Annotated in this window: 20 protein-coding genes; 9 read left to right on the top strand and 11 right to left on the bottom strand. The window is 72.4% G+C overall.

All coding sequences use genetic code 11. From position 1 onward, the window contains the following. Positions 1-35 precede the first annotated feature (35 nt). A complete protein-coding gene (locus tag IPQ09_28195; GenBank protein MBL0198030.1) occupies positions 36-929 on the top strand; it encodes a haloalkane dehalogenase in 894 nt (297 codons plus the stop codon). Positions 930-961: 32 nt separating this feature from the next. On the opposite strand, the gene IPQ09_28190 is transcribed toward IPQ09_28195, so the two are convergent. Then, positions 962-1,513: a response regulator gene (locus tag IPQ09_28190; protein MBL0198029.1), complete on the bottom strand. Its 552-nt coding sequence runs from the start codon at positions 1,511-1,513 to the stop codon at positions 962-964. Then, entirely contained in the window at positions 1,506-2,828 is a 1,323-nt protein-coding gene (locus tag IPQ09_28185) for a HAMP domain-containing histidine kinase (protein MBL0198028.1), read from the bottom strand. The genes IPQ09_28190 and IPQ09_28185 overlap by 8 nt, the downstream gene beginning before the upstream one ends. A gap of 199 nt (positions 2,829-3,027) precedes the next feature. Here IPQ09_28185 and IPQ09_28180 point away from each other — a divergent pair, with 199 nt between their 5' ends. The 5 genes from IPQ09_28180 to IPQ09_28160 are packed head-to-tail and all read left to right on the top strand — an operon-like array spanning position 3,028 to position 6,865. Further along, a complete protein-coding gene (locus tag IPQ09_28180) occupies positions 3,028-3,534 on the top strand; it encodes a FixH family protein (protein MBL0198027.1) in 507 nt (168 codons plus the stop codon). Beyond that, positions 3,524-4,465 carry a transporter gene (locus IPQ09_28175; protein ID MBL0198026.1) on the top strand — a complete coding sequence of 314 codons (942 nt, stop codon included), beginning with the start codon at positions 3,524-3,526 and terminating at the stop codon, positions 4,463-4,465. The genes IPQ09_28180 and IPQ09_28175 overlap by 11 nt, the downstream gene beginning before the upstream one ends. After that, entirely contained in the window at positions 4,462-5,052 is a 591-nt protein-coding gene (locus IPQ09_28170; protein MBL0198025.1) for a redoxin family protein, read from the top strand. The genes IPQ09_28175 and IPQ09_28170 overlap by 4 nt, the downstream gene beginning before the upstream one ends. Before the next feature lie 50 nt (positions 5,053-5,102). After that, positions 5,103-5,531: a hypothetical protein gene (locus tag IPQ09_28165; GenBank protein MBL0198024.1), complete on the top strand. Its 429-nt coding sequence runs from the start codon at positions 5,103-5,105 to the stop codon at positions 5,529-5,531. Between the two features lie 32 nt (positions 5,532-5,563). After that, positions 5,564-6,865, top strand: a complete 1,302-nt coding sequence (locus IPQ09_28160; GenBank protein ID MBL0198023.1) for a TPM domain-containing protein — start codon at positions 5,564-5,566, stop codon at positions 6,863-6,865. 127 nt (positions 6,866-6,992) lie between these two features. Here the strand turns inward: IPQ09_28160 and IPQ09_28155 are convergent, their stop codons facing one another. Further along, a complete protein-coding gene (locus IPQ09_28155; protein ID MBL0198022.1) occupies positions 6,993-8,909 on the bottom strand; it encodes a serine/threonine protein kinase in 1,917 nt (638 codons plus the stop codon). 87 nt (positions 8,910-8,996) lie between these two features. Continuing rightward, positions 8,997-10,049, bottom strand: coding sequence for a histone deacetylase (locus IPQ09_28150; GenBank protein ID MBL0198021.1), 1,053 nt, complete (start codon positions 10,047-10,049; stop codon positions 8,997-8,999). Between the two features lie 219 nt (positions 10,050-10,268). On the opposite strand from IPQ09_28150, the gene IPQ09_28145 reads away from it, so the two are divergent. Both IPQ09_28145 and IPQ09_28140 read left to right on the top strand, forming a co-directional pair. Continuing rightward, on the top strand, positions 10,269-11,657 hold the full coding sequence (locus IPQ09_28145) for a hypothetical protein (protein MBL0198020.1): 1,389 nt from the start codon (positions 10,269-10,271) through the stop codon (positions 11,655-11,657). A 270-nt stretch (positions 11,658-11,927) separates the two neighbouring features. Continuing rightward, complete coding sequence (locus IPQ09_28140) at positions 11,928-12,659, top strand: HEAT repeat domain-containing protein (GenBank protein MBL0198019.1); 732 nt, start codon at positions 11,928-11,930, stop codon at positions 12,657-12,659. A gap of 114 nt (positions 12,660-12,773) precedes the next feature. Here the strand turns inward: IPQ09_28140 and IPQ09_28135 are convergent, their stop codons facing one another. The 5 genes from IPQ09_28135 to IPQ09_28115 form a co-directional block, all read right to left on the bottom strand. After that, positions 12,774-13,427, bottom strand: coding sequence for a uracil-DNA glycosylase (locus IPQ09_28135; GenBank protein ID MBL0198018.1), 654 nt, complete (start codon positions 13,425-13,427; stop codon positions 12,774-12,776). Positions 13,428-13,803: 376 nt separating this feature from the next. Further along, complete coding sequence (locus tag IPQ09_28130) at positions 13,804-14,670, bottom strand: energy transducer TonB (GenBank protein ID MBL0198017.1); 867 nt, start codon at positions 14,668-14,670, stop codon at positions 13,804-13,806. Positions 14,671-14,795: 125 nt separating this feature from the next. Continuing rightward, a complete protein-coding gene (locus IPQ09_28125) occupies positions 14,796-15,242 on the bottom strand; it encodes a biopolymer transporter ExbD (GenBank protein MBL0198016.1) in 447 nt (148 codons plus the stop codon). Continuing rightward, positions 15,242-16,027: a MotA/TolQ/ExbB proton channel family protein gene (locus IPQ09_28120; protein MBL0198015.1), complete on the bottom strand. Its 786-nt coding sequence runs from the start codon at positions 16,025-16,027 to the stop codon at positions 15,242-15,244. Before IPQ09_28120 ends, IPQ09_28125 begins: the two co-directional genes overlap by 1 nt. 119 nt (positions 16,028-16,146) lie before the next feature. Continuing rightward, complete coding sequence (locus IPQ09_28115) at positions 16,147-17,337, bottom strand: tRNA pseudouridine(13) synthase TruD (protein MBL0198014.1); 1,191 nt, start codon at positions 17,335-17,337, stop codon at positions 16,147-16,149. Between the two features lie 129 nt (positions 17,338-17,466). Between IPQ09_28115 and rpmE the strand changes: the two genes are divergently transcribed. Beyond that, entirely contained in the window at positions 17,467-17,685 is a 219-nt protein-coding gene (gene rpmE, locus IPQ09_28110; GenBank protein ID MBL0198013.1) for a 50S ribosomal protein L31, read from the top strand. Positions 17,686-17,817: 132 nt separating this feature from the next. Here rpmE and IPQ09_28105 read toward each other — a convergent pair whose 3' ends face one another. Next, entirely contained in the window at positions 17,818-18,450 is a 633-nt protein-coding gene (locus tag IPQ09_28105; protein MBL0198012.1) for a hypothetical protein, read from the bottom strand. 138 nt (positions 18,451-18,588) lie between these two features. After that, entirely contained in the window at positions 18,589-19,812 is a 1,224-nt protein-coding gene (locus IPQ09_28100; GenBank protein ID MBL0198011.1) for a D-3-phosphoglycerate dehydrogenase, read from the bottom strand. Positions 19,813-19,879: the final 67 nt, after the last annotated feature.

Below are 19,879 nucleotides of genomic sequence, written 5' to 3'. Positions count from 1 at the left end.
GGGGGGCGCGCGGAGGCTCGTGGTAGAGCGTCCACATGCGCGCCCTCCGCACCCCCGACGAACGCTTCGCCGACCTGCCCGGCTTCCCCTTCGCGCCGCACTACAGCGAGGTGAGCGCCGGCGACGGGGCGAAGCTACGAATGCACCACGTGGACGAGGGGCAGGGCGCGCCCGTGCTGCTCCTGCACGGCGAGCCGACCTGGTCGTTCCTGTACCGCAAGATGATCCCGGTCTTCGTCGAGGCGGGCCTCCGCGCCGTGGCGCCCGACCTCATCGGGTTCGGGCGCTCCGACAAGCCGATGCGTCAGTCCGACTACAGCTACGCGCGTCACGTCGCGTGGCTCGAGGAGTGGCTCCAGCAGGTGGACCTCACGGGCGTCACGCTCGTCTGCCAAGACTGGGGGTCTCTCCTCGGGCTCCGCCTCGTGGCCGCGCGGCCCGAGCGCTTCGCCCGGGTCGTCGTCTCGAACGGCTTCTTGCCCACGGCGCGCACGCGCACGTCGCCCGCGTTTCAGGTGTGGCGCACTTTCGCCGCGGCCTCGCCGCTCTTCCCGATCGGCCGCATCGTGAGGTCGGGCTGCGTGACGTCGCTCGGCGCGCGCGACCTCGCCGCCTACGACGCGCCGTTCCCCTCGAGCGAGTACAAGGCGGGCGCGCGCGCGTTCCCGGCGCTCGTGCCCACCCGCGAGTCCGACCCCGAGGTGCCCGCGAACCGCGCCGCGTGGGAGGCGCTCGGTCGCTTCGAGAAGCCTTTTCTCACGCTCTTCGGGAAGAACGACCCCATCCTCGGGCGCGCCGACGCGCCGCTGCAGCGGCACGTGCCTGGCGCGGCGGGGCAGCCACACGAGCGCTTCTGGGGCGGCCACTTCGTGCAGGAAGATCGGGGCGAGTTCCTCGCCGAGAAGATCGTGTCCTGGATGCGCGGCTGAGCCCACCCCGCGCGACGGCCTGGCCTCGAGCTCTAGCGCGCCGTGGGGTACTTGGAGATCTTGCGCTGGAGTGAGCGCCGGTGGAGCCCGAGGCGTCGCGCCGCCTCCGAGATGTTCCCTCCGCAGTCGGTGAGGACGCGGTGGATGTGCTCCCACTCGGCGCGCGCCAGCGACGGGGCTTCGATGTCGCCGGCGGCTGGCGGCTCCTTGGGCGAGTCGCTCCCGCGGTCGAACGCCGCGAGGATCTCGTCGGCGTCGCAGGGCTTCGTGAGGTAGTGGGTCGCGCCGAGCCGCACCGCCTCGAGCGCGGTCGCGATGCTGCCGTACCCCGTCACGACGACCACGTTCGTCGTGGGGTCGATGGCCTTCAGCGCCGCCACGAGCTCCAACCCTGACGGGCCCGGCATCTTCAGGTCGACGACCGCGAGCTCCGGGCTGTCTTGCTGCGCGAGCGCGATCGCCTCCGGGGCGTTGGCCGCGCCCCGCGCGTCGAGCCCGCGATCCGCGAACGCGCGGAGGAGCCTGGCGCGGTAGGTCGCGTCGTCGTCCACGACGAGGAGGTGTCGCCTGGAGTCTTCAGCCATGGTGCTCCTCGATCGTCTCGCGCGGTTGCCGTGTTCCTTGGGCCGGCGAGGCCGCGTCGTCTCGTTGGTTGAGCGGGCCGTTGCTCCTCGCCCGCGGCAGCTCGAGCACCGCGCGCGTGCCCTCGGCCGGCACCGACGAGAATGACAGATGCCCGCCCCAGGCCTCCGCGAACGACCGAGCGAGAAAGACGCCCAGGCCCATCCCGGCGCCCGGCGCCTTGGTCGTGAAGAAGTGCTCGCCGAGGCGCTCGAGGACCGGGGCCGCCATGCCCTCGCCGTCGTCCGTGACGACGAGCCGGAGCACCGATTGGTCGTGCTCGACCGAGAGCGTGACCGCGCGGGCTCTCGCGTCGAGCGCGTTGCGGACCAGGGTGGCGAGGGCCTGCGCGAGCCCGTTGCGTGGCACGAACACGGCGGCGTCGTCCGAGGGGGTCGCGGCGAACGTCAGGCGCGCGCGCCCCGCCGAGCCCACCCTCGCCGTCACGTCGTCGAAGACCTCGGCGGCCGTCGCGCGCTCCGGCAGCTCACCGGTGATCGCGCCGGAGCGGCCGCTCATCTGGTGGAGCACCTCGCGGCACCGTGCGGCCTCGGCGCGGATGAGGCGCGCGTCTTCGACGTGGGTCTCCGGCGCGCCCGCGAGGCTGAGCGCTCGCTCGAGCTCCTTCGACGCGACCGCGATGGTCCCGAGCGGCGTCCCGAGCTCGTGCGCTGCGCCTGCGGCGAGGGTCGTCAGCGATGCGAGCCGCTCGTTGCGCGACGCGAAGCGCTCGGCCTCGGCGAGCCGGGCCTCGCGCGCGCGGAGCTCCTCGGCCAGGTGGGTCACGAAGTACGCGATGAGCGCGGCGGTCACCGTGAGCGCGACCCACATGCCGAACAGGTGCGGGCTCGGGCGACCGCCGGGCTGGTGGTGCACGTGGGCGAGCGCGGGCACGGGGACGTGGGCGAAGAACAGCACCGCGTACGAGGTCGCCGAGAGCGCGACGAGGGCCGCGGTCCAGCGCATGCCCGCCACCACCGCCGCGAGCGTGACGTGGACGAGGTAGAGCGCGCTGAAGGGGTTCGACGGCCCACCCGTGAAATAGAGCAGACCTGTAAGCGAGAGCGTGTCGAAGATGAGGACGGCGGGCGCGCGCCCGGCCGGCACGGTCCCGCGGCGCGTGGTGAGCCACAGGTTGGACAGCGCCGTGGCGCACGTGATCGCGGCGAGCGGGGCGAGCTGGAGCGGAATGTCGAGCGCGGCGACGGTGGTCGCGATCGTCGCGAGCTGGCCGGCGAGGGCCCACCACCGGAGCCGCACGAGCCACGACACCGTGATAGCCCGCGCGTCGCGGGGAGTCGCTGTGCCGGCGTGCGGGTGTGGGGTCTCGGGCGTCACGGCGTGAACGTAGCGCGTTCCCGTCGGCCGGGGGCTGCGTCAACTTGCCTCATGGTCGGGCGTCCCCGTTGGGGGCAAGCTCCTTACCCAGGCCGCAGCGCACCGCAGCGCCGCGTCGCCGACGATTCAGGAGACGCCCATGAAGAACCACGCGCCCCTCGCCCCCCACGCGGTCTCCGCGCCCCCCTTCGCCCCCCACGCGCGCCGCGGCGCCCCGCTCGGGCTCTGCTGGCGCTCGGCTCCGTGGATCGCCCTCATGGCCCTCGGCCTCGCCGCCTGCAGCGCAGCGGAGCCGTCCACCGGCTCGGCCGGGGCGCCTCTCACCACGGTCACCAGCCAGCAGAGCAAGCTCAAGCTCGCCATCTACACCTCTCCCGAGCAGCCGCCGACGCGCGGCACGATCGCCGTGCGGTACGTCATCACCGACGCGAGCGGCGCTCCGGTCGACGGGCTCACCCTCACCGTCGCGCCCGACATGCCGTCGATGGGGCACGGGACGCCCACCACGCCGAAGGTGGCGGCGAAGGGCGGCGGCGAGTACGTGGCGACCGACGTGAACCTGTTCATGGCCGGGCGCTGGGACCTGCGGACGACCGTGCGCGGCGCGGTGAGCGACGAAGCGATCGTGCCGGTGGATGTCCGCTAGGCCTCACCGGGGGCGCGCGGCCGCGCTCGCCGGCATCGTCTGCGCCGCCCTCGCGACGGCGTCGTCCGCGGTGTGGGCGCAGGCGTGCTGCGCGGGAACGGGCGCCGTGACCCCGGCGCGTCTCGCCCTCCACGAGGACGCCGCGGCTGGACTGCAGCTCCGCGCCGCGACGGTCGTCGGCTCGCACAGCGCGTCCGCGGAATACGTGCCCGCGCCGCCCGGCGCCGGGGAGGTGGACCTCGAGCAGTCGCTCTACGGCGCCGTGCGCGTGCTGCGTCGCGGTCAGCTCGGGGCGCTGCTTCCCCTCGTCCAGACGTTCCGCACCACGCCCACCCGTTCCGAAGCGGGAGGTGGCCTCGGCGACATCAACGTCTCGGCGCGCTACGACTTCTTGCGAGCCCGTGAGTCCGCCCTCGTGCCCGGGATCGCGGCGCTCGCCGGCGTGACGCTGCCCACCGGGCGCTCCGCCGAGGCGGCCACGAAGCCGTTCGCGACCGACGCCACCGGGCTCGGCGCGGTGCAGGTCACGGGCGGCGTCGCGCTCGAGCAGTCGGTGGGCTCGTGGCTCTTCGGGGCGAGCGCGCTCCTCGCGCTGCGCGCGCCTCGCGAGGTGGGGGCGGTCACCCCGGTCACGCTCTCGCTCGCGCCGCAGTACTCGGCGCTGCTCTCGGCCGCGTACGCGTTCGACAGCGGCGCAGCGGTCGCGCTCTCGACCCTGTTCACCTTCGAGGGGGACGCCAGCGTGAACGGCGCGACCGCGAGAGAGAGCGCGCGCCGGTGGATCGTGGCCAGCGCGTCGCTCGCGTGGCCGGTGACCGATCAGCTCTCGGTGCTGGGGAGCGTCTCTCTCAACCCACCGATCTCGTCGCTCGGAATGAACCAGACCACCACCCTCGGGGCGACCCTGGGGATCCGTTGGGGAGTCCTATGAACCGCCTCCTGCTGCTCGCGCTCCTCTGGCCTCTCGCGTCCGCGTGCGCGTCCCCGGCCCGCGCGACCGACACCACGCGCGCGACCCAGACCAGCGGGCTGGCCGCGGCGCGCCTCGTGCCCGCGTCCGGCCCCGAGCGCACGTACGGCGACGTGCTCGGGAGCGCGCCGTGGACCGTGCTCGTGTTCGTCTCGAGGGGGTGCCCCTGCCTCGACGCGCACAAGGGGCGCATCGGCGAGCTCTCGAATGCCTACCGCGCCCGGGGCGTCCAGTTCATCGCGGTCGACTCCGAGGTGGGCACCACGCGCGAGGGGGCCGCGGCCTCCGCCCGCGCGCTCGGCCTCCCGGTCATGCTCGATCCGGGCGCGAAGATCGCGAACGCGCTCGAGGCCGAGTATGCGACGTACTCCGTCCTGCTCGATCGGAAGGGACGCGTGGTCTATCGGGGCGGGGTCGACTCCGACAAGCGCAAGCTCCACGACACGGCGACGCCGTACCTGCGCGACGCCCTCGACGACGTGCTCGCGGGCACGCCGCCGCGCCGCGCCGAGGGCAAGGCCCTCGGCTGCATGTTGCGCAAGTGGTGACGCGGATCGCTGTCGCGCGGGGAGGGCGACGACGCCTAGACCCGCTCCGCGTGCTGGCCGCGGCGCTCCTCGGCCTCGCGAGCTGCCAGTCGGCGGGTGGGGTGGGCCGCGCGCCCTCGAGCGCCCCGGCGCGCGCCTGGGACGAGCTCCCGCCCAGCGATCGGCTCACCTTCATGGAGGCGAAGGTGACGCCTCGCATGCGCGACCTGTTCGTCGCCGAGGACTCCCATCGCTACCCGAAGTTCGCCTGCGCCACCTGCCACGGGCGCGACGGCCCCTCGCGAGGCTATCGCATGCCCAACCCCTCGCTGCTGCTGGAGCCCACGGAGTGGAACACCGCGCCGGCCCCCGACCCGTCGCGGGCGCCCTCTGCGACCGACGCCTTCATGGCGCGCGTCGTCGCCCCCGAGCTCGCGCGTCTGCTCGGGCGCGCCCCGGCCCAGGGCGGCTGCTTCGTCTGTCACACGCGCGAGGAGTGAGCGCGTGGGGACCTCGTGGTAGCGTTTCGCTCGTGCGCGCCCCCCCGCTGCTCACGCTGCCTCCGCCGTGCTTTGCCGTGCCTTGGCGGCTCGGCTGGCTCTCGTGGCTCGCCCTGGTGCTCTTCGTCACTCTGTGCCCCGCGCGCGCGCTGGCCTACACGCCGCCCGCCCTCTCCGGAGCCGTCAACGACACCGCCGCGCTGCTCACGCCCGCCGAGCGTCAGGAGCTCGAGCGGCTCCTCGCCGAACACCGAAAAGCGTACGGGCACGAGGTCGTCGTGTTCACCACGCCTTCCTTGGCTGGCGAGTCGGTCGAGGACGTGGCCTACGCCACGTTCAATGCCTGGGGTATTGGCAAAAAAGGCAAAGATAACGGAGTCTTGCTTGTCGTTGCCCCCAAGGACCGGCGCCTCCGTATCGAGTCGGGGAAGGGGGTCGGGGGCGAGCTCACCGACCTCGTCTCGAAGCGCATCCTCACCGAGCGCGTGGGCCCCAAGCTGAAGCTCGGGAAGAACTTCGAGGCGCTGCGCGACGGCGTGACCTCGATCCACTCGGTGCTCCGCGGCGGCCCCGTGGTGCCGGCCGGCGAGGACGCGGGGCCCGTCGCCGCACTCCCTGTGGCGCCGCGCCGCGTGGAGCCGCCCGAGGTGCCCCCCACGAGCCTGTTCGTCGACATGACCGGGACGTTCCCGACCGAGGCGCGCGCGCGCTACCTCGCGGCCGCCGACGTCGCGGTGAAGAAGGGGGCGCCGCTGCTCGCCGTCATCGTCGTCGACGAGGGCCTCGCGCTGGACGGGCCGCTGATCGCGGGCGCGAGCTCGGCGGCGTTCTACCGCGCGTTCCCCAAGGCGAGGGCGATCGCCGTCGTTGGTCGCGATGGGCGAAACCTGTTCGTGTACTACGACCTCAGCGGCGACGCCCGGGACCAGTCCATCGCCCTCCAGACCGCCGCGTCGCGGGCCAAGGGCGTCGTGGGCTCGGCCGCGCCGGGGCGCCGCCCGGACGTGTTCGTCGACGAGGCCATCACGCTCCTCCAGGGGCTCGGCACCGTGCCGTCGAGCGCGTGGAAGGAGCGCGTGGGCGAGGAGAGCATCTGGTTCGCCGTGCCCTGGATCGCGGGCATCCTTGGCTTCATCGCGCTGGCGACGTGGCTCGTGCACAAGCTGGGCCTCGACTCGGGAGGCTCGGGGGGCTCGGGGGGCTCGGGAGGCTCGGGAGGCTCCTCGTACGGCGGAAGCTCCTCGGGCGCGTCCAGATCGAGCGGCGGAGGCGGCGGAGGTTACACGGCCGGCGGGGGCTCCTCCGGCGGCGGGGGCGCGAGCGACTCGTACTGATCGCGCACTCCGCGCCGCAGGACCGAGGCGTACCGTCCGCACTCCGCAGCTTCGCAGGTTCGTGGAGCGCAGTGCGGGCTCTGCAGCACGGGGATGGCTCGCGCGGGAGCCTCGTGGACTCTCCGCGCTAGAGCCGCGCGAGCGCGTCGCGGAGCTCTTGGCGGAACGCGCGGGCGTCGGGGTGGCGGTCCGACTTCTCACGCGCGAGGGCGCGCATGATGGAGGCCTCGAGCCCGCGGTCGACGTGAGGGACGTGGATGCTGAGCGGTGTCGGGGTGCCGGTGAGCTTCTTCACGAAGAGGTCGGTGAGCCCCTCTCCCTCGTGCGGGAACTTCCCGCCGGAGAGCGCTTCGTAGAGCGCCACGCCCAGCGCGTGGATGTCGCTGCGCGCGTCGAGCGGCTCGCCGAGGAGCTGCTCGGGCGACATGTAGGCGGGGGATCCGCAGAGCGCGCCGGCCATCGTGAGCTCGCTCTCGCGACCGTCTTGATCCGTGCCCGTGCGGAGCTTCGCCAGGCCGAAGTCGCACACCTTCACGAGCTCGCACGGCCTACCGTCGTCGTCGCGGTGGGGGACGAGCACGATGTTGTCCGGCTTCACGTCACGATGGACCACGCCGACGTCGTGCGCGAAGGCGAGCCCGCTGCAGGTCTGGATGCCGATGTCCACGATCTGCCGTGGAGAGAACGCGCGCCCCGAGCGGAGCATCACCTCGAGGCTCTCGCCGTCGAGCAGCTCCATGACGAGATAGAGGATGCCGTCGGGCTCCTCGCCGAAGTCGAGCACGCGCGAGATGTTCTGGTGCTCGAGCCGGCTCAGCGTCTGACCCTCCGCCCGGAAGCGCTTCACGAACTGCTGGTTGCCGCGGTTCTCCTGATGGAGGACCTTCACGGCGACGGGCCGGTTCAGGCTCGTGTGGGTGGCGCGGTACACGACCGCCGTGAGGCCTCTCCCGATCGAGCGCTCGACCGCGTATTTCCCGGCGCCGATCGTCTTGCCGGACAGATCGATCGACTTCTCGGCTTCCACCTTCGGGGCGCTCCGCTGGGCCGGCGCTCCCGCAGCGGGTCGGGGCGCGGCGCGTGGCTCGCGGTCGGGTGCTCCCCCCCGTGACGCGGCCATGATGAGCGTCTGCTCCGGCCCACCGCTGGCGCCGGAGCCACGCGCGTCCGGCGACGCGCCGAGGAGGCCGCTGGTGCGCGTGACCGTGGGCTCGAGCAGCTCGTCGCCGCTCTGCGGGGGTGGCACCGCCTCGCGATCCCGGAGCGCCGGCCTCTGGAAGAGCGTCGGCGCGTCGTCGCTGCCGTAGATGGAGTCGGGCGCCGCTTCGATGAGCTCATCGAGATCGACCACGTCGTCGAGCTCGACGTCCACTTCGACCTCGTGGGCCTGGTCGGGCTCGCCGAGGTAGTCGAGCAGGTCGGGGCTGGGCACGGACGGGTCGCGGGGCCTTGCGGCAGCCTCCGGCGCGCCGGCGCGGGCCGCGGGCCACTTGGCGCTGGCGGGCGCGGGCGCGGGCGCGGGTGCCACCAGCGCCGGCGAGCTCACGGCCTGCCCGCTGGCCTGGGCGCGAGGCTGGAGCGGGCGCGCGGCGAGCGGTGCGGCGGCGGCGCGCGGAGGGGCGCCGGCGGGGCGCGCGTGGGGCACGTGGGGCACGTGGGGCACGTCGAACGCCGGGGCCGCGACCACGTGAGGGCGCGGTGCCGTCATCGCCGCAGGCGCCGGCTGCGCGACCGGCGCCGGCGCGGGCGCCACGGCGCTCGGGTTGTCGAGGCGCTCCACCAGCGCGAACAGGTCGGGCATCTGGACCGGGTCGAGGGGCCGCAGATCGAGGGGGACGCCGTCGGGCCTGCCGAGCCCCACGGGCTCTGCCAGCACACACACCACCTGCCCCTGCCCGTGCGGCACCTCCAGCACGTGGGGGCCTCCCTGGCGCGGCGGCGCGACGAGGGGCACCACGCGCTGTTCGTGCCGGATCGCGGTCTCCAGGAGGCGCGCGGCCGCGCGGTCGTCCGAGAGCCATGCACGGAGGCGCGGGAGGTGCATCGTGTCGAAAGTGTATTCGACGTTTGGCCCGGTGTCGCAATGGATGATTCGGGCGCCGCGCAGGCCGCGGAGATGGCCGCGCAGGTCTCAGGTCACGCGCCGGAAGCTCGCTCTCGCAGCGGTCGCGGCGCGCGCGACGTCCGGGTGGTCGACGTCGCGGGCGATCTCCTCCGCCTGGCCGGTGAGCCCGAGGATGGCAGCGGACAGGCCCGTCTCGAGCGCGACCAGATCATACCCGCCCTCGAGCGTGACCACGGTGCGCCCCTCCGCGCTCACGTCCGCGACACGCCGGAGCGCGCGGGTGAGCCACCCGAAGGCGGCGCTGTCGAGGCGCATTTCGGACAGGGGATCGCGGAGAGCCGCGTCGAACCCGGCGCTCACGAGCACGAGCTCCGGCGCGAACTCCTCGAGCGCCGGTAGCACGACCCGCTCGAAGGCCCCGCGGTAGACGTCGTCGCCGCCGCCAGCCGTGAGCGGGACGTTCAGCGTGGCGCCGAGCCCCTCCCCCCCGCCGCGTTCCGTGGAGTGTCCCGTGCCCGGGTACAGCGGCGACTGGTGCGTCGAGACGTAGAGCACCGAGGGATCGTCGTAGAACATCTCCTGGGTGCCGTTGCCGTGGTGCACGTCGAAGTCGACGATCGCCACTCGCCCGACGCCGCGGGCGCGCGCGTGCGCCGCGGCCACCGCGACGCTGTTGAACACGCAGAAGCCCATCGCCTTTCCCGGGCGCGCGTGGTGCCCGGGGGGGCGCGCGATCGAGAGCCCCTGCCGCACCGGCCCCGTGAGGACCCGCTCCACGACGTCGACGAGCCCGCCCGCCGCGAGCCGGGCCACGCTCACGCTGTCACGCGCCAGGTAGGTGTCCGCGTCCAAGTGGGTCCTTGCTCCCCGCGCCCGCTCGAGCTGCTCGAGGAACGCGGCGTCGTGCACCCGGCCGAGCTCCTCGTTGGTCGCTTCGCGCGCCGGCACGTGCTCGAACGCGACCGCCGCCCCCTGCACCGCGGCGCGCGCCGCGACGAGCCGCTCGGGGCGCTCGGGGTGGTGACCGGGAGGCGCGTGCAGGTCGAAGCGCGGATCGTCGAGAAGCAGGGCGCGGGGGAGGGGAGGCGTGGCGCGGGGAGGCATGGCGCGGGGAGGCATGGCGCGGGGAGGCATGGCGCGTTATGGCGCGTTGGGGCGGAGCGAGGCGAGGCGGCGCGCGGCAAACGCGCCGAGCCCCGGCCATGTATCGCATGTTGCCGCGGTCAAGTCGCGGGTGTTAGGGTCGCAGCGAAGTTCTCCCAGACGCTCCACCCGGGCCAAGGGGGCCCTGGTCGTCGTCTATTCTGCCCCCGCGTTCTTCCGCACCCTTCGAGGCGTATGCGTCTAAAGATCTTCGCCGTCAATGCCGCGATCGTTCTCATCGTTGGCCTTCTGTCGTTCGTGATCGTTCGTCAGTCGGTGCTGTCGGCGGCGACGAGCCCCGGGCAGATCAAGCAGCGCTCCGTGCGAGACTCCCAAGCGGTCTCGGCGCGGCTTCAGCTCGACGGCCTCCGCATCGAGCGCTGGCTCGCGGAGCGCGCCACCGAGCCCGCAGCCGCCGACGTGTTCACCAAGTCGACCGCCAGCGCCAAAGGCGACGCGGCGACCGCGTTCTGCGACAGCGTGGCGAGCGCCGCCAAATCCGCCTTCTCCACGGCGCCCTCGCTGGTCGCGTTCGTCGGCGCCGACGGCAAAATCCTGGGGCGAAACGGCTCCCCGCTCGAGCGCGGCGAGGACGTGGGCGCGGTCTACCCGCTCGTCAAGGCTTCGCTCACGAAGGGGACGGCGGGGTCCGACGTGTGGGTCGCGCGAAAGACCGACAAGTACGTGGTGAGCTACGTGCCAGTGCGCGACGCGAACGGCAAGGCGACCGCGCTGCTCGTCCTCGGAATGAGCCTGAACGACGCGCTCGGCAAGGTCGCCGACCTCACCGGTGGCGGCGTGGCGGTCTACGTTTCCGACGGCAAGGCGTCGGTCCCCGCCGCCAGCAGCGGCGACGCCGTGACGGCCCTCCAGCAGGAGGCGGCCGACGAGGTCCAGACCGCGATCGCTTCCGGCAACTCCACGAGCGGTCAGGGGCAAGGCGCCGTCTTCGCGGCGAGCCCTCTCGAGGGCTTCGGCGACGGCAAGCACGTCGCGGCGCTCACGGTGGGGCAGACCACCCTCATCGACTCGCCGGCTGCGCTCGCGCTCCCCGTCCTCGGCGCCACGGCGCTCGGGCTCGTCCTCGTGTTCGTCGCCGCGGGCTTCCTCGGCGCTTACATCATCAATCCTATCAATACCTTGGAAGAGGGCCTGCTCGCGATCGTCAACGGCCAGGGCGACAAGCGCTTCAACCTCGAGCACGAGGAGCTCGGTGGGCTCGCCTTCCGAATCGACCAGCTGCTCAACACGCTCATGGGCGTCGAGGAGGACACCTCGGACGAGCAGGGGCGCCTCTCGCGGCCCCCGTCGGCCGTGGGCTACGAGGCCCCTTCGGAGGGGTCCGACTCCGCTGCGAGCCTCGCCGGGGAGCCCGCCGAGGCCTACTACTTGCGCCTCTTCGCCGAGTACATCGCCGCGAAGAAGGAGCTCTCCGAGGCGACCGATCACATCACCGAGCCCACCTTCCGCGCCCGAATCCAGGCCATGGAGGGGGAGGCGGCGCAGAAGCACGGGCGCCCGGTGCGCTACCAGGTCAAGCGAGCCGACAAGGAAGTGCAGCTCCTCGCGGTGCCGCTCTCCTGACCTCTGGGGGGGATCTCCCGCGCTGGCCGAGCCCCTTGACAATTCGCCGGGTGGACGAACTGTAGCTTCCGAACGCGGCGCCCTCCAGCGGGTGGCCGCGTCGCGCTTTCCGCGTCGGGTTTCTCCGGTTCTTGGCCCGCGTCACGGCGCTCCTTCTCGGCTTTTTGCGCTTGCCCGTTCCCCGCTTCTCCGGGTACGCCGAGGCTTCCTGCTTACCTCTGCCGCCGCCTGGCGCTCGCCAGGGCCGCCTCGAAAGACACCACACGCACCATGGGCTTTTTCGACCTCTTCAAGAAAGACAAGGCGTCCACCAAGTCGAACCCGGCCGCCAAGTGGGCCGAGGCCGCGGGGAGCAAGCGCGCACAAAACTACGATCGGCAGGAGGCCCTCAACGAGCTCGCGGCGCTCGGCACGGCGGAGGCCGCGGAGGCCCTGCTCAAGCGCTTCACGTTCGTCATCGACCCGTCGATCACCGACCAGGAAGAGAAAGAGGTCGCCGCGAAGGGCGTCCTCGCGGCGGGCGGGGAAGCCATCACGCCGATCCGCGCGTTCGCCGCGAAGGCCGAGAGCGTCTCCTGGCCCATGCGCCTCTTGCGTGAGCTCGTCACCGAGGACACCTACGTCGACGAGCTGCTCCTCTGGCTCTCGAAGTGGGACACGGAGTACTCGAAGTTCATCGACCCGAAGCTCCAGATCCTGGAGGAGCTGCAGGAACACCAGCACCCCGGCATCGTGCCCGCGGTGACCCCTTTCATCGCGGACTCCAACGAGACGGCGCGCCTCAACGCGGTCATGGCCGTCCTCGCGCAGGGCGATCGCGAGGTCGCGGCGCCGCTGCTCGCGCAGCTCCAAGAAGAAGAGAGCGTGCGCGTGAAGAACAAGATCTGCGACGCGCTCGCGCAGCTCGGGGCGCTCGTGCCCGAGGGAGAGCGAGACGCGGTGCGCAAGGCGCTCCCGGACCGCTACGTGATCGACTACGACGGCGCCCTGAAGAAGGGCTGAGCCGCTCGCACGGCCCTCGACTGCCTCGTCGCCCTCGCGCGCCCACGTCCCATCACGTCCGGCCGCCTGCGGCGTCGGGGCGCCGTCGACCGGTTCGCGCCCTTCGCTTCGGGTTCAGCCGCGCTTCAGCCCGAGCTTCTTCATGACGGCCTGGAGGTCCTCCCAGGCCTGGCGCTTGGCCTCGCCCTGCTGCGGCGACGGTCGAAGGAGGTAGCTCGGGTGGTAGGTTGGCATCGTCGGGATGCGGCCCTTGTAGAGCTTCCACTCGCCGCGCAGCCTCGTGATGCCCATCTTGGTGTGGAAGAGCGCGCCAACGGCCGTGTTCCCCATCGCCACCAGCACCTTCGGGCTCACGTTCGCGAGCTGCTCGTCCAGGTAGGGAGTGCAGGCCTCGAGCTCTTCGGCCTCGGGGCGGCGATTGCCCGGCGGCCGGCACTTTACGATGTTGCAGACGTAGACGTCGCGCTCAGGGTCGAGCCCCATCGCTGCGATCATCTTGTCGAGCAGCTGCCCGGCCCGACCCACGAACGGCACACCCTGGGCGTCCTCGTCGGCGCCGGGGGCCTCGCCGATGAACACGATGGACGCCTCCGGGTTGCCTCGCGAGAACACGGTGTTCGTGCGCGTGGCGGCCAGCCCACAGCGGGTACAGGCGGCCACCTCGGCCTGCAGCACCGCCAGCGCCCGAGGAGGCGTCGCGATCGTCCCGATCGACACGCTGGGCGGGGCGTCGCCCCGCGAGGGCGGTGGGGCCGCCGGTGGGGCGATCGGCTCGGGCGCGGGCGCGGCGGGCGCGGCGGGCGCGGCGGGCGCGGCGTGGGTGGCTGCGACGAAGGCCCGTTGGGGTTGTTGCGCTTGCGCGTGGATCTCGGGCGCCTGTCGGTGAGGCCGTGGCTGCGCCGGGTGAGCCGGAAGGGCGCCTTCGGCGTCAGGTCCTCGCGCGCTCCTGGCGAGGCGCTCGCCGCGGGGCACGCCGGACGCGCCACTGTCGCGCTGCGTCTCGAGGTAGGCGCGCAGGCTCGCCGCGAGCCGCCCGAGCTCGACACGCGGATCTTCGTCTGGCACCTCGACGCTCATCGCCCCTCCCACGCGTGGCTCGCGTGGCTCACGCGGGTTCGATCGCGGACGGCTCGCGCAGGCGCGCTCACCGCGCGAACGTCACGTTGACGCTGAAAGTGCCCCCGACGGGGCTGCCGTCGCGATCGAGCGCGGTCTGGTAGCGCCGCTGGGTCGCGCACGCGCGGGCCGCCCGCCCGAAGCCATGGCCCGGGTCGGAGGCGACGCGCACGTTGCTCGCGCGGCCGTCCGGGGCGACCGTGATTTGCACCAGCACCGCGGCCTGGTCGATGTTGTCGACGTCCGCCTCAGGGGGGAAAGGGCAATCGTTCCAGCTCTTCGAGCCACCCAGTCCGGCGGCGCGCGAGCGGTCGACGGCCGGTGGCGCCGCGGGGCCCGTGCCCGTGCCACCCACGACCCCGGTCGGCGAGGCGACCGGAGCGCGCACGGCGGCCGTGGCCGTGCCGGCGGCCATCGTGGTTCCGCCGGCGTAGGTGGCGCCGGAGCCGGTTACGAAGCTGTTCGTGAGGTCGACGGGCTCGTCGGGCTTGGGCGCTTGAGTGAGCACGGCGCCCGCCTGGGCCGCGGCCGCGACGGGCTGCTCCTTCGGCGGAGCCTTGGGCTGCTCCTTGGGCTCTTCCTTCGGCTCCTTCTTGACCTCCTCCTTGGGCTCTTCCTTCGGCGCGGCCTTCGGCTCTGGCGAAATCTCGATCTCCATGGGAGGGGCCGCTTCGATGTGGGCCGGGAAGATCCGCGCGAAGAGCAGCCCGACGATCGCCATCACCATCGCGACGAGGCGAACCACGAAGGGGAGCAGGAGGTGCAGCGCTACGGCGGCCGCCGCGGCGCCAAAGAACGCCCCGCTGCGGACCTCGAGCCCGAGCACGCCTTCGAGCCCGGACGCGCGCGGGTCACCGTGGATCGAGCCTGGGGCGGGGCGAAAGGTGGTGTTCATGGGCGAGGTGTCCGAGGAAGCGAGGCGAGAGCGAACAGAGCGGCGGAGGCGAAGGCGTCGAGGGTTGGATGCTGCCACGAGCCTTGAGGGGCCGGCCCTCGAAGAGAAAGGTGTCTGTCGGGGGGCTAGGGCTTGGGCGGCGCCGGCGCGGGGGCGGAGGAGGGCACCGGCGTCACGCCGAAGGCGATCTTGGTCACTTGACCCTGCTTGAGCAAGTCGAGGACGTGGATCACGCGCCCGTGCGACACGGCCGAGTCGGCCTTGATGACCGCGCGGAGGTCGGACGACTTGGCCGCGGCCTCCCGCGCGAGCGGCAGGATGGCGTCGTCGTTCGCGACCGGCTTCGAGTCGACTTGCGTCGTCCCGTCGGCCGCGAGGACGACGCTGAACACCACTTGGATGTCGGAGCGTCCGCTCGCCGCCTTGGGGAGGTCGAGGGGCACGTTCGACTGGGAGACGATGAGCTTCGCCGTCACCATGAAAATGATGAGTAGAACCAACATGATATCGACGAGCGGCGTGACGTTGATGCCGTTGATCGCGTCGTCGGAGTCTTGCGCGCCGCCGGCCATCAGTCGGACCCCTCGGCCTCAGCGTCGTCGCTCGCGGGCTCCGCGGCGGACTTCGACGCGGCCTTCGCGCCGTTCTTGGACGCGGGCGCGTCGTCCTTGGCGCGCGCCTTGGCGGTCGTGGCCGCCGCCGCCGAGAGCGCCGCGGGATCCGCCTTGAGGTGGGCGAGCAGCAGGCTGCTCAGCGCGTCGGTGTTGGCGAGCGTCGCCTTGACGATGCGCTGGAAGGCGTTGAAAGCCGCGACCGCCGGGATGGCGACCAGCAGGCCGACCGCCGTAGCCACGAGCGCCTCCGCGATGTTGGTCATGACGGCCTCGGGGGCGACGCCGACGCTCGCGGCGGCCGCGCCCGGGGCGGCGGCCTTGACCTTGCCGAGCTCGTCGAACGCGCCGACGATGCCGATGACGGTGCCGAGCAGCCCGATGAAGGGGGCGTTGTTCCCGAGCGTGCCGAGGAACGCGAGCCGCTTCTCCAGCTTGATGCGCTGCAGCGCGCTGGCGCCGAGCATGGCCTCCTCCGCGCTGTCCGCGCCGAGCTCCGCCTCGACGATGCCGGCGACCACGACCGCGGCCTCGGCGCTCGGTGACGCCTCGAGGCGACGGCGAGCGCCCTCGAAGTCGCCCGCGCGGAGCAGGCGCGCCAGGTCCTTCATGAGCGCGGGGATGTCGTCGCGAAGCGACCAGTAGAGGAACGCGCGCTCCAGCATGATCGCCAGCGACACCACGCTGAGGATCAGCATGAGGATCAGGAGCCACCCGGCTCCCAGTCCGACCATCGCACTCTTCATTCGCTCGATGAGCTGGTTCACGGCTGCGGCTTCCTGGGGTTCCGGCGCCCCGCGGGGGCGGCGCCGAGGGAGAAGGTTGTCTTGCTGAACATGAATATCACTTGTTGGAGTCCAACGCTCTAGGCGTCGACCAGGATGTCGTCGGAACGGCGCGGTCGCCCCTCGCGAGACTCACGAGACTCGCGCGTCGGCTCCTCCGCGTCGACCACGCGCGCGAGCACCGTGGTCGCGTAGGCCCCCTTCGGGAGCGCGAACTCGACCACCAGGTTGACGCGGGCGTGCGGGGCGTCCGGCGCGCCCGACGCGGCCTCCTCGCGGGTGACCTTGAGCTGGCTCACGCGGAGCACCAGCGGGCGGCGGGTGCCCTCGCCGAGCGCGCGGGTGCGGCCGAGGTCGAAGGAGGGCCCGAGCACCTCGGCGGCGACGCGCGTCTCGAGGGCGAGGACCTCGTGCTCTGTCGCGCGCATTTTCACGCCGACCATCGGGCCGGTGGGGCACAGCTCGCCCCGCGCCGCGCGCGCTTGGTCTACCTCGGGCTCGGTGCACACGAAGAGGCCGCCGGTCTCGAGCTTGAGCACGTCGCCGAGGAGCGGCGTGGTCCACGTGCCGTCGGCCTCGCGCGCCGCGAGCACCCGATTGAACACCTCGGACTGCAGCGCCGAAAACAGGAACTTGCGGGCGCGCGGCTCACGCGGACCGCGCTCCTGCCCGCTCAGGAAGGCCAGCGCCCTCGCGACGTTGTCGGCGTCGCGACCGAAGCGCTGCTGCCCGAACGCGTTCGGGACGCCCGAAGCCTCGAGGCCGAGCAGCGCCGCCTCGACCTCGGCCACGCGAGCGGGATCGAGGTCGCGGAGCCGGATGCGAAAGCGGTTCTCCACGAGGTGCCCCGTGCGGAGCTTGTTGCCGTGCCGCTGCAGGTCGAGCACGCGCAGATCAGGGCGCGCGGCCGCCGCGTAGGCGCGGAGGCGCTCCTCCACCTGGGTGCCCGGAAGCGCCAAGAACGACAGCCACTGGGTGGTGATCGCGACCTTGTCCTTCAGCCCAGCGACGCCGACGTCGCGGGGGTGGACGCCCGCGACCTCCGCGAGCGCGCTCACCGCGTCGTGGGTCGTGAGATTCCGCTTCTCCACGCGCGCGAACACATGGTCGCCCACGCCCGAGGCGACGTACGCGGGCTCCTCGTCGACGACGAAGTCCTCGGGAACCGTCTTGATGCGCGCCCGCGGTTTGGCCACGCCACCGACGTACCCCACCGGGACCGTCGATGCAACCCAGGTGCGTTTGGTCGTGGTGACCTGGCGCACGTTCATGGCGAGGCCTCGCCACCGGCTCCCCGACGACCGGCGTTCGGGGGTCACCTCCACGTTCCCTTGCGCCCCGGTCCGGACCGTCTTATATCCTCCGCCGCTCTCCTATCCCTCGGCGAGCCCAGGAGTCCCATGAAAGACGGCATTCACCCCGACTACCCCCCGTCCAACGCCAGCTGCGCGTGCGGAAATACCTTCGTGACGCGTTCCACCCGCGGCGACCTCCAGGTCGACGTCTGCGGCGCGTGCCACCCGTTCTACACGGGCACCCAGAAGCTCATCGACACGGCCGGCCGCGTCGACCGCTTCCGTAAGCGCTACGAGAAGAAGACGCCCGCCGCCAAGGCCTGACGTCGGGTCGGGGCCTCCGACTCCCCCTGCAGTCGCCACGCCCGCCCGTCTCGCGACGCGGCGGGCGCGCGCATTTCATGCCCCTCGAGAGGACCCGTGCCGACGCCCGGGTGGCGTCGTGGGCCCTCGCCGTCAGCGCAAGCGGGTCACGTACCAGGCGCCCCGGAACGCGGTCATCTCGGCGATGTCGAGGTGCTTCGTCTTGTCGTCGATCGTGTAGGTGATCCTCGAGCGTTTCACCCGCCAGAGGGGCCGCTTCAGGTCGCGCGGCTTCGCCGGCACGTGCGCGACGGCCCGCCCGAGATCGAATGACACGAAGCGCGCGCGCTCGATGCCCTTCGCGCGCTTGTGGAGCTTGGCCACGTCGCGGAGAAAGCTCGGCTTCACGCTGTGGTCCCAGGCCTTACCTGGGTCGCTGGCGTCGCGCGAGCGCACCCACGCGTCGCGCGGATAGAGCACGTCCGGCGCGAGGGCAGGGTCGCCCGCCGCGACGGCCTCGAGCAGGTGGCGCATGCGGAGCTCGAGCTCCTCGTCCGACGCCGGGAACGCGTCGTCGTCGACGCCCGCGTCCCACTCGCGGCGCTTCGGCGCGGCGGCCGCCTCGGCGTCTCCCGCGTCAAGCGGCTGCGCGCCGGCCTCGGCGTCGGCAGTGATCGCGGCGTCGTAGCCGACGATCGGCACCGGCGTGCACGCGCCACCCGCGGCGCTCGTCGCGAGGATCACCTGGCCGATGGCGAACGCCCAGCGCACCCCCGAATGGGCCACGCTCCGCCCCCCACGACCGCCGCGCGCCTGCATTCCGGGCTAGACCACCGACGGGGTTGAGGGCGCGCGCATCTCGCTGGGTTAGCAAGCATCGCCCGAAGCGACAACGACTCTCGTGGAGGGGGCCCCCCGGGGCGGCTACGCGAGGTAGGGGAGGGTGACCAGGTCGAGGTGGAGGATCTCGTCGAACGCGCGGATCTCGCTGAGGCACGTCTCGCTCGGCCGAGAGAGCAGCCGCAGCTTGGTCGACGACGCCTCCGCGTGCTCGAAGACGGTGTTCGTGACCTCTTCGATGTTGATCCCGTGCCGCTTGATCACGGAGAGGACGTTCGCGAGCGTGCCGACCTTGTCGAGCATGCGGATGACGAGCTGGAAGCGCGCGACCCTCACGTGCGAGACGTTCAGGCAGTTCGGGACGTTGCCGTCGACCAGGAACGAACGGATGACGCGCACGGTCTCGGTCGCGATCGCGAGCTGGGCCTGGTCGGTCGAGGCGGCGATGTGCGGCGTGCCGTAGACGAACCCCCCGGTGGCCGACGGCGCCGCCTCGAAGAGGTCGGTCGCGAACTCGCGCTTGCCCTTGGGCTCGTCCGGGTACACGTCCACCGCCGCGCGCAGGCCGCGCCCTTTGACCGCCTCGCGGAGAGCGGCGTAGTCGACCAGGTCGGCGCGCGCGACGTTGATGAGCATCGCGCGGCGCGGGAGCAGGTCGAGGACGCGCTTGTTCACGAGCTGCCGCGTGCGGTCATTCACCGGCAGGTGCAGCGTGAGGATGTCGCTCTTGCTGGCGAGCTCCTCGATGGTCTTCACGTGCCCCACGCCCGCTTCAGCGGCGGCCTGCGGCGAGAGCCCGCGGCTCCACGCGAGGGGGCGCAGCCCGAACGCCAGGGCCATGCGCGCGACCTCGCGGCCGACCGCGCCGAACCCCGCGATACCAATGGTTTTTCCGGCGATGCCTTCGGCCTTGCCGTATTCGCTGCGCTCCCACCTCTGGTTGCGGAGGGAGAGGACGGCGTCGGGGATGCGGCGGTCGAGGGCGATGATCTGGCCGAGGACCAGCTCGGCCACCGCGCCGGCGTTCTTGCCGGGGCAGTTCGCGACGTAGACGCCCCCCTTGCTGGCCGCGCGGATGTCGATGTTGTGGGCCTCCGTGCCAGCCCGCACGATGAGGTTCAGCTGGCGCGCGCCCTCGATGGCCTTCGCGGTCACCTCTTTGGAGCGGACGACCAAGATGCCCACGTCCCGGATGGTGGTCTCGAGGGTCTCTTTGGTGAGCTCGGGCTCGTAGACGACCTCGATGGGGAGCGTACGGAGCTCTTCGACGGCGCGGGGGTGGAGCTTGTCGGCGATGAGTAGGCGCATCGCCCGCGAGCATACTCAAATCGCCGCCACCGGCCACCGCGAAAGGTGCCGGCGCGGCGTGAGATCA

The sequence above is a fragment of the Myxococcales bacterium genome (assembly GCA_016720545.1).
Taxonomy (GTDB): Bacteria; Myxococcota_A; Polyangia; order Polyangiales; family Polyangiaceae; genus JAAFHV01.
The sequence above is the reverse complement of the archived record's forward strand: the minus strand, read 5'-3'. Positions and strand labels throughout refer to the sequence as shown.

Excerpts from the sequence above, each read along its gene's own strand:
- IPQ09_28195 (MBL0198030.1), top strand. The coding sequence starts at position 36 with ATGCGCGCCCTCCGCACCCCCGACGAACGCTTCGCCGACCTGCCCGGC.
- IPQ09_28190 (MBL0198029.1), bottom strand. The coding sequence starts at position 1,513 with ATGGCTGAAGACTCCAGGCGACACCTCCTCGTCGTGGACGACGACGCG.
- IPQ09_28180 (MBL0198027.1), top strand. The coding sequence starts at position 3,028 with ATGAAGAACCACGCGCCCCTCGCCCCCCACGCGGTCTCCGCGCCCCCC.
- IPQ09_28175 (MBL0198026.1), top strand. The coding sequence starts at position 3,524 with ATGTCCGCTAGGCCTCACCGGGGGCGCGCGGCCGCGCTCGCCGGCATC.
- IPQ09_28170 (MBL0198025.1), top strand. The coding sequence starts at position 4,462 with ATGAACCGCCTCCTGCTGCTCGCGCTCCTCTGGCCTCTCGCGTCCGCG.
- IPQ09_28155 (MBL0198022.1), bottom strand. The coding sequence starts at position 8,909 with ATGCACCTCCCGCGCCTCCGTGCATGGCTCTCGGACGACCGCGCGGCC.
- IPQ09_28150 (MBL0198021.1), bottom strand. The coding sequence starts at position 10,049 with ATGCCTCCCCGCGCCATGCCTCCCCGCGCCACGCCTCCCCTCCCCCGC.
- IPQ09_28145 (MBL0198020.1), top strand. The coding sequence starts at position 10,269 with ATGCGTCTAAAGATCTTCGCCGTCAATGCCGCGATCGTTCTCATCGTT.
- IPQ09_28140 (MBL0198019.1), top strand. The coding sequence starts at position 11,928 with ATGGGCTTTTTCGACCTCTTCAAGAAAGACAAGGCGTCCACCAAGTCG.
- IPQ09_28130 (MBL0198017.1), bottom strand. The coding sequence starts at position 14,670 with ATGAACACCACCTTTCGCCCCGCCCCAGGCTCGATCCACGGTGACCCG.
- IPQ09_28125 (MBL0198016.1), bottom strand. The coding sequence starts at position 15,242 with ATGGCCGGCGGCGCGCAAGACTCCGACGACGCGATCAACGGCATCAAC.
- IPQ09_28120 (MBL0198015.1), bottom strand. The coding sequence starts at position 16,027 with ATGAAGAGTGCGATGGTCGGACTGGGAGCCGGGTGGCTCCTGATCCTC.
- IPQ09_28115 (MBL0198014.1), bottom strand. The coding sequence starts at position 17,337 with ATGAACGTGCGCCAGGTCACCACGACCAAACGCACCTGGGTTGCATCG.
- rpmE (MBL0198013.1), top strand. The coding sequence starts at position 17,467 with ATGAAAGACGGCATTCACCCCGACTACCCCCCGTCCAACGCCAGCTGC.
- IPQ09_28100 (MBL0198011.1), bottom strand. The coding sequence starts at position 19,812 with ATGCGCCTACTCATCGCCGACAAGCTCCACCCCCGCGCCGTCGAAGAG.